At 60.1% G+C, this 16746-nt stretch carries 12 protein-coding genes; 2 read left to right on the plus strand and 10 right to left on the minus strand.

Annotated elements, in window-relative coordinates; translation table 11 throughout:
- Window positions 1–108: 108 nt before the first annotated feature.
- From ACHZBS_RS04105 to ACHZBS_RS04150, 10 genes are all read right to left on the minus strand, one after another.
- Window positions 109–1167: an XdhC family aldehyde oxidoreductase maturation factor gene (locus tag ACHZBS_RS04105; RefSeq protein ID WP_319405257.1), complete on the minus strand. Its 1059-nt coding sequence runs from the start codon at window positions 1165–1167 to the stop codon at window positions 109–111.
- Window positions 1164–2564 (minus strand): DVU_1553 family AMP-dependent CoA ligase, encoded by a 1401-nt coding sequence (locus ACHZBS_RS04110; protein ID WP_319405258.1) that lies wholly within the window; start codon window positions 2562–2564, stop codon window positions 1164–1166. The genes ACHZBS_RS04105 and ACHZBS_RS04110 overlap by 4 nt, the downstream gene beginning before the upstream one ends.
- Entirely contained in the window at window positions 2513–3880 is a 1368-nt protein-coding gene (trsS, locus tag ACHZBS_RS04115; RefSeq protein ID WP_319405259.1) for a radical SAM (seleno)protein TrsS, read from the minus strand. Before trsS ends, ACHZBS_RS04110 begins: the two co-directional genes overlap by 52 nt.
- A gap of 9 nt (window positions 3881–3889) precedes the next feature.
- A complete protein-coding gene (locus ACHZBS_RS04120) occupies window positions 3890–4336 on the minus strand; it encodes a DVU_1555 family C-GCAxxG-C-C protein (protein ID WP_319405260.1) in 447 nt (148 codons plus the stop codon).
- 4 nt (window positions 4337–4340) lie between these two features.
- Window positions 4341–5042, minus strand: a complete 702-nt coding sequence (gene trsM, locus ACHZBS_RS04125) for a DVU_1556 family methyltransferase (protein WP_319405261.1) — start codon at window positions 5040–5042, stop codon at window positions 4341–4343.
- A gap of 255 nt (window positions 5043–5297) precedes the next feature.
- Window positions 5298–5510, minus strand: coding sequence for a DVU_1557 family redox protein (locus ACHZBS_RS04130; RefSeq protein ID WP_319405262.1), 213 nt, complete (start codon window positions 5508–5510; stop codon window positions 5298–5300).
- Window positions 5507–7795 carry a pyridine nucleotide-disulfide oxidoreductase/dicluster-binding protein gene (locus ACHZBS_RS04135; RefSeq protein WP_319405263.1) on the minus strand — a complete coding sequence of 763 codons (2289 nt, stop codon included), beginning with the start codon at window positions 7793–7795 and terminating at the stop codon, window positions 5507–5509. The genes ACHZBS_RS04130 and ACHZBS_RS04135 overlap by 4 nt, the downstream gene beginning before the upstream one ends.
- A 119-nt stretch (window positions 7796–7914) precedes the next feature.
- Window positions 7915–10638, minus strand: coding sequence for a molybdopterin-dependent aldehyde oxidoreductase (locus tag ACHZBS_RS04140; protein WP_319405264.1), 2724 nt, complete (start codon window positions 10636–10638; stop codon window positions 7915–7917).
- A gap of 251 nt (window positions 10639–10889) precedes the next feature.
- Entirely contained in the window at window positions 10890–13616 is a 2727-nt protein-coding gene (locus ACHZBS_RS04145) for a molybdopterin-dependent aldehyde oxidoreductase (protein ID WP_319405265.1), read from the minus strand.
- 60 nt (window positions 13617–13676) lie between these two features.
- Entirely contained in the window at window positions 13677–14699 is a 1023-nt protein-coding gene (locus ACHZBS_RS04150) for a molybdopterin-binding protein (RefSeq protein ID WP_319405266.1), read from the minus strand.
- A 488-nt stretch (window positions 14700–15187) separates the two neighbouring features.
- On the opposite strand from ACHZBS_RS04150, the gene ACHZBS_RS04155 reads away from it, so the two are divergent.
- Together ACHZBS_RS04155 and ACHZBS_RS04160 are read left to right on the plus strand one after the other, a co-directional pair.
- Window positions 15188–15439, plus strand: a complete 252-nt coding sequence (locus tag ACHZBS_RS04155; RefSeq protein WP_319405267.1) for a hypothetical protein — start codon at window positions 15188–15190, stop codon at window positions 15437–15439.
- A 436-nt stretch (window positions 15440–15875) separates the two neighbouring features.
- Window positions 15876–16742: a substrate-binding domain-containing protein gene (locus ACHZBS_RS04160; RefSeq protein WP_319405268.1), complete on the plus strand. Its 867-nt coding sequence runs from the start codon at window positions 15876–15878 to the stop codon at window positions 16740–16742.
- Window positions 16743–16746: the final 4 nt, after the last annotated feature.

Below are 16746 nucleotides of genomic sequence, written 5' to 3' on the forward strand. Positions count from 1 at the left end.
AGACATTATGGTTGAACGATAATCAGCAAAAGGCTGAAGGCTGAAGGCTGAAGAACAAAATAAAATGCCAATCGACGGTTTGCAACCGTCGATTGGCATTTTATAATTTCAACCTTGAGCGTTGAACGAGTTTGCGCGATGCCGGATCATCTCGGCAACGATGCTCACGGCAATTTCCTCCGGTGTTTCGGCACCGATTGACAGACCGATGGGCGAATGGACCCGATCGATATCCGCCTGCGAAAACCCTTCCTTCAGGAGCGCCGTATATATGGCGTCTCTTTTTTTGCGGCTGCCGATCATGCCGATGTATCCCGCGTCGGTATTCAGCGCCTGGGCCAGAACCGACTTGTCGTGAAGATGGCCCCGGGTAAGAATCACGACAAGATCTTCCCCGCCGATGGACAAACCTGAAAAAGCGTTTCCGAAATTCTCCAGGACCCGGATCTCGGAGGCATCGCGAAAGCGTTCCCGGTTGGCATACTCCTCCCGGTCGTCGGCGACCGACACCCGGAATCCCACCATGGCGGCCACGGCCGCCGTGGACCGGGCCACGTGGCCGGCTCCGAAAAGATAGGCGGTGCAAACCGGCTGCGCCGGCTCGACCAGCATGAACGCACCGTCGAATGCCTCGGTTCGAACCGCGGATGATTCGGCGGCCAGCGCCATCACCTTGTCCCGCCTTATCCCGGGAAGGGAAATATCGCCGACAAGCTCGCCGGCGGTCGTTGCCAGACCGTGGACAATGGTGCCGACCTTATTCTCGGACCCCCTGACAAGGGTCAGCAAAGACCCTTTTCGGCCTTGGTCCAGCATCCGCCGCCATCGATCAAAGACCGTCCGATTCGCCGGCGTGGGCAACACGCAGTCCAGCAGCACTTCGGCCTTCCCCCCGCAGATCATATCCATGGTCTCGACGGTGTCGATGCTCAGGTCAAAGGGCATGATAGCCGATTGTCCGCGCTGGATCAGTTCCACGGCCCGGGACATGGCCCCGGCCTCCAGCAGGCCGCCACCGATGGTGCCGATGCCGCGTCCGCCGGCGGTGACGATCATCTTGCTGCCCGACGTGCGCGGGGTGGAGCCGGAGTGGCTGACGATAGTGGCCAGGACAAAGGATTCGCCTTTTTCCAACAACTCGCAGGCCGCATGTGCAATCATTTTCATGGGTAGACTTGCCTTTCTCTCAGATCTCGGATCCGGCGTTTGCCGGTGCCCGTGGAAACCGCCATCCGGCGATTCGCAGTCCTGATGGCCATGGTTAAACGTCCGTCGGCCAATGCCGTGCCGATCGCCGGCAATGCCAGCACAGCGCTGCGGATCCGGTATTCCGTCTCCGCGAACCGGACCGGGTTCACCACGGCTATCCACAGCCTCAACCGGTCGGTGCTATCCGCAGCGTCGATGCCCACGTGATAGTCGAGGACGTCACCGGCGCCGAAAATGGCTTCATCCAGGTCGCTGATATAAAAACGCTTCCGATGACCCACTTTTATGGAACCATCCAGGCGGCCCCGAACCGTGCCCAGGGTCTTCAATACCGTCCCGCACCGGCAGGGATCAACCATGAAGGCGGACATATCACCGGTGCGATACCGGATCAATGGCATTCCTTCCCGGGTCAGGGTGGAAACGACAATTTCTCCCACCTTACCGTCCGGCACCGGCTGCAGGGTCCCGGGATCGATAATCTCCACCAATAGGTCCGCTTCGCGAAAGTGACAGCCGGACCGTGCCGCGCATTCGACGGCGCCACCCAGCCCCATTTCGGTCATGCCGTAATGTTTGAAGACCCGGCAGCCCCATGCCCGATGCAAACGGGCCGCGATCGCGTCGGGCACATAATCGGTACTCAGCAGCACACTTTTGATCTGCCCGGCCAACGCCCCCCCCTGTTCATGGCAGGCCATGGCCAGCACCTGGACCGGGATGCCCACCAGGCAGTCGACCTGCGCTTCCACAGCCGCATGAATGGCTGCCTGCGGATCCTGAACCGGACCGTGAACGATGCCCTGGACCGACAATCGGGCCAGTCCCTTATCCAGCAGCGCCCCCACACTGCCCGGCAGGTTTCCCGGCAGGAGAATCAGTACCCGCTGCCCCGGGTCCACCAGGATGGACATGCCGTGGTGGAAGAAATCCACGGTCAGTTCCAGATCCTCCTCCGTGAAGAAGAGGCGTTTGGGACCGCCGGTCGTTCCGGAAGTCTCCAGGGTGACCACCCGGGCGATCCGATCCTGGGACACGCAGAGAAACGAAAAAGGGTCCCTGCAAACATCCTCGGCGGAAGTGAATGGCAGCACGGCCAGATCGCTCAGGGACTTGAGCGGATCCGGCGAAAATCCCGAAAACCGTCGCCGGTAATGCGGGCTGTTCCTGCGAACATGGGCAAGGGTGTGGTTGAGGGCGTCCAGCTGGTAACGGGCCAAATCCCGGCGATTCAGGCGGGGATCGCCGATTCGACCGATTTTACGGCAGGTCCACCCCTCGAGGGGGGTGATCCGGATCGTGTTCATGGGCGATAGAGCCGTTGGCCGGTGCTGCCGGTCAGGTTGTACAGACAAAAGGGCACCAGCCGCCTGTCCGGGGCCATCACGTGGATGCAGCAGTCCCGGGCCCGCTCCAGATCCAGATTCCACACATCCTGAAAGGCCATGGCCGAAACCGAAAGCAGATGGGTTTTGGCCCGTTGGAGAAAAAAATCAAGACCCATCGACCCGTCGGCATCGCCGTCACAGGCACGGCAGGCCGGTTCCGGTCCGGTCGATTCCCGCTGCGCCGCACCCCACTGCCGCGCCACGAAAGCGATGGCCTTGGCGGCGCCGACATCGGCCTGGATCGGTGCCGGGCAGCATTTTCCGGTCCTTGTCCCGCCCACCGCCCTAACGCTTTTATCGGGCATCGTCAGGAAACTGGCGCTGAAGCTGCACAGGGCATTCTCACAGCCCGGCGGTTTGAAATGATCCGCCTTAAAGCCCGCACCGGTCTGGGCTTCGATGCTGCGCATGAGTTGCGGCAGGGTCAACCGATCCGTGTCTTGCGGTGGGTGGAGCATACGTCCGAAATAGCTCACCGGTTGAAAGTGAACCGATCGGATTGACGGAGACCGGTCCACGGCCAGCCGCAGGATGTTGCCGATGTCATGGTCATTGACCCCGGGCACCAGGGTGGGCACCAGCACCACACCGATTTGATTTCGGGCGCAGGCGTTAATGGCCGCCAGCTTTTCGTCCAGCAGATCTCGGCCGCGCAACTTGCGGTAAATGGCATCGTCGGTACCGTCGAACTGGAGAAATACCGACGACAACCCGGCGGACTTCAATTCCCTGACAAATTCCGGATCCCTGCCCAGACGCAAACCGTTGGTGTTGACCTGGATAAAACGAAATCCTGCCTCGCAGCCCATGGCAACGATGCGGGGCAGATCCTCGCGGACGGTGGGCTCTCCGCCGGAAAGCTGGATATTGCTGCCGGCACCGGCTTCGCGGGCTGCGGCATACCACGTTTGGATGGTCGCCAGGGAGGGATCGTCACCGTCCATTCCACGGGCATCGGCATAGCACACCGGGCAGGCCAGGTTGCAGCGGTCGGTAACCTCCAGGATAATGGTGCAGGAACGCTGGCGATGGTCGGGGCACAGGCCGCAGTCAAAAGGGCAGCCGCGTTCCACCGGGTGTGCGCAATGGGGCGGTCGTGTGGGGATCTTGGGCCGCTGCCATCCCGTAAACTCGGGGACGCCTTCCCAGATCCGGGCCGAAAAGGCCCCGTGGTCCGGGCAGCTTTTTTCCAGATAGACCGCCGAGCCACGGACAACCCGTTGGGCTGGAATCCGCGACAGGCAGACCGGACAAAGGCTTGCGGTATCCTGGGCAAAGATCATGTTTCGGGTTCAGTCTGCTGCATAGGGGTCGAAGCCGTTGGCCACCAGGATTTCCATGGCCTTGGTGAAGATGTCGGCAACGATGGCCCCACAGCGCTGCCGGGCGGCAGCCGGACCATCCTCGCCGGTGATGGTTTCGCAGACAATTCCCCCGTATTGGCTGCCCACCTGCTGGTGGAACCAATCCGAAAGTTCTTCCAGCATGCATGCAAATCGCTCTGATTCGGTTTCCGTATCGCTGCCTTTGGCGGCATACAGGGCCAGCAGGCACGCCCCGCCCGTCAGGGCGCCGCAGGTGGCATGGCCGGCCCCGCATCCGTATGCCGGCCCGGCCATGGCGCGGATCAGGCTCGGGTTGGCTTCCCCCCGGGCGTCCAGGGCGAGCTGGATGATGATCTGGCTGCAGGAATAGCCTTTTGCGGCCAGTTGCATCATAAGGATCCGAACGTCGTCCATGGCATTACTTCCCTTTTCGTGCCACCAGCAGGCAGTAGCCGGGTCGCTGGTGCTCGGTGCCGGCGTTCCGGGCGCAATCCGCTCCCCAGAACGCCTCAATGGAGATGCCGGCCCACACCAATCGGGCTGCCAGCACCTTCAACAGATCCGAGTGGTCCTCCCATAAACACAGGGCGAAACCGGCCGCTGCCACCCGCTGGGTCATCACGTCCCTATCGACGGCGCCCTTTAGACAGCCGCTGGCACCAATGGCCGGATCCGGCGGCGGTAAATCTGTCGCCCGCCGGTAAATATCCGTGATGACCACGTGCCCGCCGGGGCGCAGCACCCGACGATATTCATCCAGGGCGCTGGCCGGATCCGCCAGCAGGGAGAGCACACACTCGCAATAAACGGCTGAAAGGTGTCGATCCTTCACCGGCAGGTCCATGGCATTACCGCGGATCACGGGTCGATCCCCGTCGCATCCCTTTGCCTCGGCCAGCAGCACCGGCGATAAATCCAGCCCCACGGCCCTGGTTTGAAAATGGCGGTTCAAGAAATCGACCGTGGCGCCGATCCCACAGCCCACATCCAGAACCCGGTCCCCGGCTGCCAACCGGCAAACCTTAGCCGCCCGGCGGGTCAGATTCAGGCCGCCGGGCCGGATGGCCGGACCGGTAACGGCCCTGACCGCTTCCGATTCATAAGGTTTGGATTGGATCATGGATAATTTCCGCTGTAAGCCACAGTTGACGCTTTACAAAAATCAGGCAATGGTTTGCCGGCCGATTTCGTAACAAGCCCGGAATCAAGGCTTGCGGGCCGCCAAAGCGAGCTTTAGCAAGCGAACCGTAAATCGATCTTCATCAGTACGGCGAACATTCATGTTCCATTCTGGAGGAGCGAGACGTATTGGCGATACGCCGCAGTAACGAAGGATTCGCGTAACGCCGATATCGGGTGTGTTTTGGAATCGGACCTATTTGTCTTCCAATATTTGTTCCACCTCCGCCATCTTGCCGGTGGCCACCGCTTCGGTGATCAGCACCGTCTTGCAGACCGGGCAATAAGGCAGATCGGTGGTAAAACGGTTATCCATGTAGGCTACCGCCACCTGCCCCACCACCAGGTCGCAGTCGCATCGGCCGCAGCGCCATTTTAAATCGTCGGGCCGGACGTTGTCGTTTTTCATGGCCCCAGGACCTCCATGCGATGGGCGTATACATGATGCACCGAATATCTGTCGGCCGCCGGTGAATAGGCCACCCAGAAAGTCGCCTGGTATGGACGAAAGGCCGCCAGAAAATAACCGTTTTCCGGATGATAAAACCGCTGCCCGCCACCTTCGGCATGCTGAATCACCTTCTGAACGTCTTCCTTCAGAATACGGCGGGACTCCATGACCGCCTCCACCTCCGGACCAATATCGAGCATGATCGTCCGGTGATCCGCCTCGCGGGCCGGCGGCTCTTTCCAGAGATCCCGGCACAGATCCGCTTTGAGGCGGCTGCGGTTCTCCTGACGCTGCGACCAGCCGGGGCGAGGTCGTTCGGCAGGGTCGGCTGCCGCCGGATCCGGGAAGATCAGATCCAGCAGGTGCAATGCCCGCTTGCCCACCACGGCTAGGCTGTCCCGGCACATGGCGCAGTAAGTCAGATAATCCCATTGGCTGCGCCGTCCCCGGCGGTCCGCCACCTCCCGGGCCAGGGCCGGGTTGGCGTTTTGCATCAGGCCGCCAAATCCGCAGCATTCGGTTTTCTCCCGGCCCAGCACCAGCTCCTCGGCAGCCACACCCAACCGGGAAAGCATCCGGCGCACGGCGTCCTGAACCGCGGGTTCGCCGCGGGAGGTGCAGGGGTCGTGGACAGCCAGCGGGGCTTGCGGCAGGGGATGGCCGGATTGGGGAATGCCGGCCTCGGCCATAACCTCCCACAGGGAAATAACGTCGGCTTCGGGCAGATGATCCTTGAACATGCGTAAACAGGTTGCACAGGCCATGATGGGCCGCGGACTGCCCAGCCCGGTCCAGGTCGCTTTCCATCGCACCAGTTCGGTGGAAAAGGTCTCGGACCGGCCGGCCCAATGGGCCGGGGCGCCGCAGCACCCCAGCATCAGGGCCACGCCGCCGGGAAGTTCTTTTCTCAAGTAATCGTAAACCCGGGAAACCTGACCGGGTGAAGAGGCACAGAGCTGACAGCCCGGGAAAAAGAGGTATCGGCTGGCCGACCGGCCTGGTTCGTGGCGGGCCATGGCAAACCGGCCGCTCTGGGAAAAAGCCATGTCCTGAAGCGCGAAGTCATGGGCCGAGGGAGGCATTTTGCCTCGCTCGACCATGCCCTGCCGGGCCGACAGGCAAAGGTCCTGCATGGCAAAATCGTAGGGGCAGACCGCCTCGCAGAGGCCGCACAGGCTGCATGAATTGATCATCCGGTTGGCCTTGCGCGATCCCAGGACCAGGGACGCATTGTTGTAAATCTCCCGCACATACTTTTTGGGATAGGCCCTGAAAGATTCCAGATAGGCACACACCTTCACACACTCCAGGCACTGGCACTGGAGGCAGCGCCCGGCCTCCCGGACCGCCTCCGGCTGGCTGTAGCCAGCCTGTTCGTCTTTTATGGCCACCGCCGGCAGAGAAACAACCCCCGCCAGACTGGTAAACAGCCGCGTTTCAAACGGCCCCTCCTTTTCCCGGCCGGCGGTCATGGAGACTTTCTGCAGCCATCGGTCCATGGAGGTGGCGGCCCACCGTCCCCGGGCCGCCTGCCACACCGCCGATCCATGATCTTGGCCGGCAAAGAGTCCCTGGCAATCGGTTACCCCGGTAAAGGAATCGATCCGCCCGGCCAGAGGTGCCCACGGATCGGGGGATACGGCGTCCAGCCCCACATAGACCGCCCCATGGACGTCGAGACAACCTCGGACGTCATCTGCCGTTGACAATCGCCGGCCGGTTTCGAAGCAAACGCCCAGCCGTCCCAAAAGAGTGGTCTCGGCCCCAACGACTTCAGTCGAAAGCCGATCCGGGTGGCGCCGGCAAAGCCGGTCGCCCGTGACCGCTTCCGGTTCGAACACGGTAACCCCATATCCCTTGCGCACCAGGTCCCAGGCCACGGTCAGGCTGCTCACCCCCCCGCCCACAACGGCCACGCGAATCTCTTTTTTGGGCAGCGGCATCACCCGCCGCTGCCCGTCGCCCTGTTCTACGCAAACCCGCTCCAGTTCGTTAACCCGGATGGCCTCGCCGACATCCTTTCGATTGCAGGCCAGTCGGCAGGGGGCATCGCAAATCCTCCCCAGGATTCCGGCCAAGGGCATGGTTTTGTGCAAAATTTTAAGGGCATCCGCCCAGCGGCCCCCGCTTGCATGGCCCACAAATGCCCGGACATCCACATGCAGGGGGCAGGCCGCTGTGCATGGCGGGGGCTCTTCCTGGATGCAGCGGTTCTCCCACTGCCGCAGTTCGGCCTGATCCATGGTTTTCCTCAATCTTATAAAAATCGGATAATCGGCAGAGGCGCCCCCCGGACCGGAAATCCGCCTCAGGGCTATCCCTTCAACCCCTGATAATCATCGTTTCTAAAGAAATGGTACCATTACTTTTTTAGTCCGGCCAATACCTTTTCCGGCAACGCCGGCAGGTGCTTGATGCACACGCCGCAGGCATTGTTGATGGCATTGATCACGGCCGCATGGGGGCTGGTCAGCGGCAGTTCGCCGACGCCGGCCGCACCGAAGGGGCCTTCGGGACGGCTGTTCTCCACGTAAATGATCTCCATATCGTCGGTGATCTGTTCGCAATAGGGAAATCCGGCGCCCATGAGGGTGGAATGGTTCTGAATGTCTTCAAAATCCTCCCACAGGGCCAGGCCGATGCCCTGGGCCAGGCCGCCGTAAATCTGGCCATCGGTGACCAGCCGGTTGTTGATTTTGCCGATATCGGCCACGAGGGTCATCTTCTCCACCGAGGTTTTTCCCGTGGCCAGCTCCACGGCCACTTCGGACATGAAGACACCGTACATGTATACGGGGAAAGGTTCGCCCTGGCCGTTTTCATCACAGACCGAGCACGGCGTGGTCCACTGGCCCTCGTATTTGACCGGCAGCCCTTGGGTTTGCATCTCGTCGTAGGTGCGATAGGTGCCGTCGGGTTTGCGCATGCCATCCAACAGCGCCTGACAGCCGGCGATGATCGCCCGGCCGGTGACCACCTGCTGCCGGCTGCCGCCGGAGGGGCCGCTGTCCGGACAGGTGGCCATATCGTTCATGACCAGCTTGATCTTCTCCGGCGGAACGCCGATGGGCCGCAGGGCTTCGTGGGCCGTCCCCAGGGTTCCCGCATCCGCCCCCTGGCCGTGATCGGACCAGGTGTTGAAAATCGTAATCGTGTTGTCCGGACCCAGTTCCACGGCCACCGCCGACGGGTCCGGGCCGTCGCCGCCGCACCCGTACATGCCCAGGGAGATGCCCACGCCCCGCTTGACCGCACCGGTGGAATCGGCCTTGGCCCGGGCCAGGGCCGCCTGGTATTTGGGACGCAGGATATCCAGCATTTCGGGATAGCTGTAAACTTCGGGCTTCTGGCCGTGGGGCATGGTGGACCCGGGGCGCAGCACGTTTTCGTAGCGCAGTTCCAGCGGATCCTTGCCGATCTTCTCGGCCAAAAGGTCCATGAGCACTTCCGAGGCGAACTCGCTCTGGGGCGAACCATAGGCCCGGAAGGCCGATCCCCAGGCGTGGTTGGTGCACACCGTACGGCCGATGCCCCGGATGTGGGGGATGTCGTAGCCCGCGCCGATGAACTGAGCCCCGCGTTGGGTCAGCAGATCGCCGAATTCGGAATAGGCCCCGTGGTCCACGGTCCATTCGGATTCCATACCGAGCAGCTTCCCCTGATCATCGGCCGCCAGCCGCAGGTGGATGAAGAACGGGGAGCGTTTGCCCGTGTAGGTCATCTGCTGGTGGTAGTCGTAGCGCAGGGAAACCGGCCGGCCGGTGGCCAGGCAGGCCACCCCCACCAACGCCTCCAGGGTGGGGCTGAACTTGTAGCCAAAGGTCCCGCCCGTGGGGTTCTGGGCCAGAAAGAGCTTTTCCGGGGCAACGCCCAGACCGTCGGCAATCATCAAATGGTGAACGTACAGGGCGATGGATTTGCTGTTGATGTGCAGCCCGCCCTGATCGTCCATGAAGGCATAACCCACATCCGGTTCCATGGGCATGTGGGGCTGGCGGCCCACATAGAAATCGTCCTCCGCCACATGGGCGGCATTGGCGAAAACAGCCGCCGTATCCTCGCCCTTGATAATTTTCTGGGTAAAATAAACATTCGGAGTTTCCGGATGGATCTGAAGCGCATCCTCGGCCATGGCAGCCGGTGCACTCATATACTCGGGCAGGGCCTCGACGTCCACCTTCACCTCCTGGGCAGCAGCCCTGGCATGCGCCTCGGTATCGGCACAGACAATGGCGATGGCGTCGCCGTACTGAAAAACCTTTTTGTCGCACAGGATCGGCCGATCCCACCCGTCACCCAGATGCCCCACCGGAAACATCACCAGGCCGTTGATGCGGTTTTTGCCTTTCACGTCCTTGTGGGTCAGCACATTGACCACCCCGGGCATCTTTTTGGCGGCCGACGTGTCGATGGACCGGATGTTGGCATGGGACACCCGAGCCTGCACTAGAGCCAGCCGGAGCGTTTCCGGCGGCATCTTCACACCGGTATCGGCGCCGTAATCGCAGACGCCGGTGACCTTGGCAACGGCACTGGGACGGGGAATGCCGGTGCCCCAGATGCGACCGTCCGCCGGCACCTTGAACATCAACGCTTCCATGGTCATTTCACCGCGCAGCACACGGGCGGCATCTTCAACGGCGTCCACCAGCTGCTTGTAGCCGGTGCAGCGGCAGGCGTTGCGATGCACCTGAAACCAGCGGCGGATCTCCTTCCGGCTCGGATCGGAATTGGCCTCCAGCAAGGCCTTGGCCGAAACGATGAAGCCCGGGCTGCAAAACCCGCATTGCGCCCCGCCATGAACCATCCAGGCCAGTTGAAGGGGATGTAAATGGGCGGCATCGCCCAGGCCTTCGATGGTTATCACCTTAGACCCGTCTGGCACTTTTTTCATGGCGGTCACGCAGGAACGGACCAGCTTTCCGTTTAAAATCACGTTGCAGCAGCCGCACTGCCCCTGTCCGCACCCGACCTTGGTGCCGGTCAAATGAAGTTGTTCGCGAAGCACATGGGCCAGGGAGCTTTCGGGATCCGCAATGAGTATTCGTTCTGTGTTATTGATCGTTACCGTTTTTTTGACCATCATTCTCCCTTTCTATGTCGGTTCGTGAATAACTCAAAGTTATCAGAAAGTTATATGTGGAACAAAAGCTTCGCTACGTGCCCCGCCGCGGGAACAACACACCTGGAGACTTTCTACGAGACGATCCAAGTCAGGTCAATAAAAAAGCCCCCCATAACCCGACAAAGGCGACCCTCGACAGCCATCGCCGAAGGTCGCCTTTAAGGGTTGAACGCATGGCCGAAGGCTGCCCCGGCCATAGGAAAAAAATTCGCTTACCGAGCCTTTAACCCCGCCAGTATTTTTTCAGGCAGGGCCGGCAGGTGGCGGATGCGCACGCCCGTGGCATTGGCGATGGCATTGATCACGGCCACATGGGACGCGGTCAGGGGCAGTTCGCCCACCCCGGCGGCACCGAAGGGGCCTGCCGGTCTAGGCGATTCGACGTAATGAATATCGAGCTTGTCCGGAATGTCTTTGGCATAAGGAATGCCGCACGCCTTGAGCGAGGTGTGTTTCTTCAGATCTTCGAAGTCTTCGGACAGGGCCAGGCCGATGCCCTGGGCTACCCCGCCGTAAATCTGGCCGTCCACCACCAGGCGGTTGTTGATCTTGCCTACGTCGGCGACCACCGTATATTTTTCCACGGTGGTCTTGCCGGTTTTGGTATCGACAGCCACCTCGGCCAGGAACATGCCGTACATATATACGGAAAATGGCGATCCCTGGGACGTTTCGAGATCGCAGTTGGTGCACATGGAGGCCGTCCAGTTGCCCGAATAGCTCAAAGCGATATTTTCGGCCTTCATCTCCGCGTAGGTACGGTAGGTGCCGTCCGGCTTCTTCATGGCGCTCATGAGCAGTTCGCAGCCGTTCTTGATGGCATTGCCGGTAACCACCTGCTGGCGGCTGCCCCCGGAGGGACCGCTGTTGGGGGTGATGGCCGTATCGTTCATCACCAGTTTGATCTGGTCGGGCGTCAAGCCCAGGGGCCGCAGGGCCTTGTGGGCCGTTCCCAGACTCCCCATGTCGGCCCCCTGGCCGTGGTCCTCCCAGGAGTCATAAAGGGTCACGGTATTGTCCGGGTTCAGTTCCACGCGCACTTCCGAGCCATCGGCGCCGTCCAGTCCGCACCCGTAAATACCCAGGGAAACGCCGACACCCTTTTTAATGTCGGCGGTGGATTCCGCCTTGGCCTTGTCTTTGGCGGCTTGGTAAAGCGGCCGCAGTTTGTCGATCATCGCGGGAAAGCTGTATACCTCGGGAGCCTGGCCGGTGGGAGTGGTGTCCCCCTTGCGGTAAACGTTGCGGGCGCGCAGCTCCAGCGGATCGATGCCCATCTTTTCGGCCAGTTCGTCCATGAGGCTTTCACTGGCCAGAAAACTCTGGGGGGAGCCGTAGGACCGGAAGGCCGATCCCCATGCATGGTTGGTGCAAACCGTCCGGCCGGTGCCGCGGATATTGCTGATCCCGTAGCCGGCGCCGATGAACTGGGCACCGCGCAGGGTGAGCAGATCGCCGAACTCCGAATAGGGGCCGTGGTCCACGCTCCAGTCGGTCTCCATGGCCTGGATCTTGCCATCGGCGTCGGCCCCGTATTTGACTTTCAGCCAGAAGGGCGAGCGTTTACCTGTGTAGGTGATATGCTGGAAGTAGTTGTAGCGCAAAAACACCGGTCGGCCGGTGGCCATGCAGGCTGCACCCACCAGCGCTTCCATGGTGGGGCTGAACTTATAGCCGAAGGTTCCGCCGGTGGGGTTCTGCACCAAACGCAGCTTCTCCGGTTCTACGCCCAGGCCGGGAGCGATCATGGCATGGTGCAGGTGGATGGCGATGCTCTTGGAATGAATGGTCAGTCGCCCCTCGTCATCCGTATAGGCAAACCCCACGTCCGGTTCCATGGTCAGATGGGGCTGGCGCTGCAGGTAATACTCGCCTTCCACCGTGGCTGCGGCCGATTGCATCAGCGGCGCGGTGTCGGCGCCCTTGACGATGGGCAGCTCGAAGTAGGTGTTGGGCGTTCCGGGATGAATCTCGATGGCGTCTTCGGCCATGGCTGCCGGCGCACTCATGTATGCGGGCAGCTCTTCCAGGTCCACCTTGACTTTCTTCGCGGCCGCCTCGGCCAGGGCCGGCGTCTCGGCGCAGACGATGGCGATGGCATCGCCGAACTGGTACACTTTCTTGTCGCACAGAATAGGACGGTCCCACCCGTCGCCTTTGTTGGTCGGAAACGTGATCAGCCCCGTGATCCGGTTCTTGCCCTTGACATCCTTGTGGGTGACCACCTTGAAAACCCCGGGCATCCGTTCGGCTGCGCTCGTGTCGATGCCCTTGATATTGGCGTGGGAGACATTGGCTTGTACCAGGGCCAGGTAGAGCGTGTCTTCGGGCATCTTCAGCCCCAGGTCGTGCCCGAAATCCAGAGTCCCGGTAACCTTGGCCACCGCCGAGGGCCGGGGATAGCGGCTGCCCCAGATTTCGCCATCGGCCGGCATCTTGAACAGCAGCTCCTCGGCCTTCATCTTGCCGTTGAGCACCTTGGCCGCATCCAGGACCGAATCCACCAGCTGTTTGTAGCCCGTACAGCGGCAGGCATTGCGGTACTTGGTAAACCAGTCGCGAATGTCCTCGCGGGTGGGGTCGGGCTTTTCCGCCAGCAGGGCCTTGGCCGATACGATGAATCCCGGCGTGCAGAACCCGCACTGGGCGCCGCCGTGAACGATCCAGGCCAACTGAAGCGGATGCATGTGGTCCGGCGTGCCCACGCCTTCGATGGTGGTGACCGATGCCCCTTCGGCGAGCTTGGACATTTTGGTGACGCATGAGCGCACCAGCTTGTTGTCGAGAATCACGTTGCAGCAGCCGCACTGGGCCTCGCCGCAGCCAATTTTGGTGCCGGTAAGGCCCAGTTGGCCTCGCAGCACATTGGCCAGACTATCGTCCGCAGATGCAATGACGATCCGATCGACGCCGTTTACCTTCAATGTTCGCTTAATCATATGACCTCCCTCTTGTGTTCGTGTAAAAAGCACCCGGAAAAGCGATTATGGTCTGTATTCCTAACCTTTGCCGAAACCGCATAAGGGATAGCGGCAGCTCTTGCACCCCACGCAAAAGCCCCCGTGCCCCATGGCGGCAATATCTTCACGGGTCACCGGCTCGCCGGCCAGCAGTCGGGGAATCACGATGTCAAAAATACTGGCCGGGTAATACATGACGCATCCCGGCAAGCCCGCCACCACCACATCACCGATGGTAGCCAGCATGAACATGGCCCCCGGAAAAATCGGCGCGCCGTAGGCGATCACCTGCCCGCCGGCGGCCCGGATGCTGGCCGGGGTCTGGTCGTCGGGGTCCACGGACATTCCCCCGGTGACCATCACCATCTCCGCCCCCTCGGCAATCAGTTGGTGGATGGCATTCACCGTCATTTGCCGATCGTCGGATACCAGGATCTGACGAACCACCCGGCTGCCCAGGGCCTTGAATTTCTTTTCAACCACCGGCCCGAAAGCATCCTCGATCCGGCCGTGATAAACCTCGCTGCCGGTGGTGACCACACCGATACGGCAGGACTTAAAGGGTTTCACTTGAATCAGGGGAAAAACCTCCCCGCAAATCCGTTCGGCGTCGAGGATCTCCTTCTCTTCAATGACCAGTGGAACGACGCGGGTGCCGGCCACCGCCTGACCGGCGGTCACCTGATGAAGGGAGTGCAGCGTGGCAAAAACAATCTGGCCGATGCTGTTGACGCGGGTCAGTGCGGTGACATCGATTTTGAGAAGACCATCGGTTTCGGCGATCAGGTTTACTCTCCCCTCGGAAGGCGCCGTCAGGCGGATTCCCGGACCCATCGCCGCCCGGGCAATGCGTCCGGCGGCCTCGTCTTCATGCAGCATGCCCGGTCCCATGTCGAGAACGAAGATGTTCTCTTTGCCCATGTTCAGGAAGGCGGAAATCTCCTCTTGACGAATGATATGGCCTTTTCTATAGGCCGGTCCTTTTTCTTTTCCCGGCACGATCCGGGTCACATCATGGCCGAGGACCATGCCGATGGCATCGGCAACAGGAATGGCTTTCATGGATTGGTTCACCTCGGTGCGAGAACTCAATAATAAGGTGGAAAGGAACCGATCGGTCACCGTGCCGCTTTTTCTGCCAATTACCCCCACATACAATTCAACGGCAAGCAGATGCGGTAAAGGTGGATCGATAAATCAATTCCTATCGCATCTATTGTCCTGTGTCAATTTTGGCATAAAGAAATGAACAAAAAAAATCGTTTGACCGATTATTGAATCCTCTCCGCAGCGAGCCGCGGGGGAGGATTCACCGTAAGGATGAAAATCGTTTTCCCGTTCGCTCGCTACCCCCGCCGCAAGCGGCGGGGGTAGCACTCGCTGTCGCGGTCCATGGAAACCGGGTTCGGAACGCCGGGGAGCCGGTGGAACGGAAACCGCACCCTCGGGAGTCCTCACCCGGAGACGCATCCGAATTTGGCATGATTCGTGATTTTCTATTGGGTCAGCGAAAATATGTTTTGATAGAAAAACCCAAAAATGGAGGATGAATGATGGAAATTTTAGATCGCGTCAAACAGGCATCTGTTGAAATCACCCCATGCCCCTACTGCGGTGATCGGACATCTGTCGAGCTTCCTGCAGACTATCGACCGGTATATGCATACTGCGATGGTTGTGGGAAAAAGTTCATTGCGGAGCGCCTGGCAGAGGGTTTCCATGTCTTAACCATTGAGGAAGCGCCCTGCTGCAGTGATCCCGACTGCCGGGATATAGAGATGGGTGGATACGACGAAGAATAATACGGAAGCGGATCTTCCGGGTGAAACGTGGTTATAGATAGAAAGCTGACAATAGTAACGTTAGGTAACGCCATGGTCCTGTTATCTGTAACGGTGCCACGATCCATTTCACAACCCGCGCCATCGAAACAGTCGACGAATTCATCCTCACAGAAGCCGAATGAAAGGTCCGGGCGGGATCGATCCCAGCCCTGTTGGAAATAATAAACCAGTCAGAAACGGTGTCTCTTAACTGGTATCCCCAAAGCGGCTCGGCAGACACGTCAGCCACAATCGGATTTTTCACCCCACCCTGCCGTCCTTCTGTCATTTCTGGTTATTAATGGTAATAATAAAAGATTTCAAATAGTTGAAGTCCAAATAGTGTTGACATGCCCCACTCTTTTTCAGTAGTTGCAGGCATCGGATTGGATTAATTTACTAATGGAGGATGCAAATGGCGAACTTTTCTAAGGCATGCAGGCTTTTACTGCTATCGGTTTTTCTTGTGGCGGTCACGGTTTCCGCCTTTGCCCAAGGCGAGTGCACAGCAACTTATGGTGCCGGATCGGCAGCCATGCAGTTGGCCACCGGCAGTCCCGGTGAACTGGGGCTGGTTGAAGTTCTGGCAAATGCATTTAACGAATCCCACGACAGTCGGCTCTGCTGGAAAAAGGCGGGTTCCGGCGCGTCGCTGAAATTGCTCAAGGGCAAACAAGTCGATTTCATCATGGTGCATGCGCCGGCAGCGGAGAAAAAAGCCGTTGAAGAAGGCTGGGCCATAAAACGCCATTTGATCGGCTCGAACGAATTTTATATCGTCGGCCCCCAAGATGATCCGGCCGGCATTTCATCAGCCGGCAGCGCCGCCGACGCCTACGCCAGGATCGCTGGTGCCAAAGCGACGTTTCTCTCCAGGGGGGACAATTCGGGAACGCACAAAAAAGAGATGGCCATCTGGGAAAAAGCATCGATTCAGCCGTCGGGAGACTGGTATGTGGTCACCCACACCTTCATGATGGCCACGCTGAAAATGGCCGACGAAAACCGGGGCTACTTCATGACCGACAGCAGCACATGGGTGGCGGCCAAAAAAGACATCCGCCATTTGAAAATACTCTTCCGCGGCGACCCTTTTTTAATCAACACCTATCACACGCTCTGCCAGCCGGCCGGCGCGACCGCCGGTCAGCCGCTGGCCTCAGCCTTTATCGATTTTGTGATTTCGGAAAAAGGTCAGAAAATAATCAAGGCCTACGGCGCAGATCTTTACGGTGAAGGTCTTTACAACGATGCGGAATACGCCCGGCAATACGATCACTGAAGCC

Source organism: uncultured Desulfosarcina sp., assembly GCF_963664155.2.
Lineage (GTDB): Bacteria > Desulfobacterota > Desulfobacteria > Desulfobacterales > Desulfosarcinaceae > Desulfosarcina.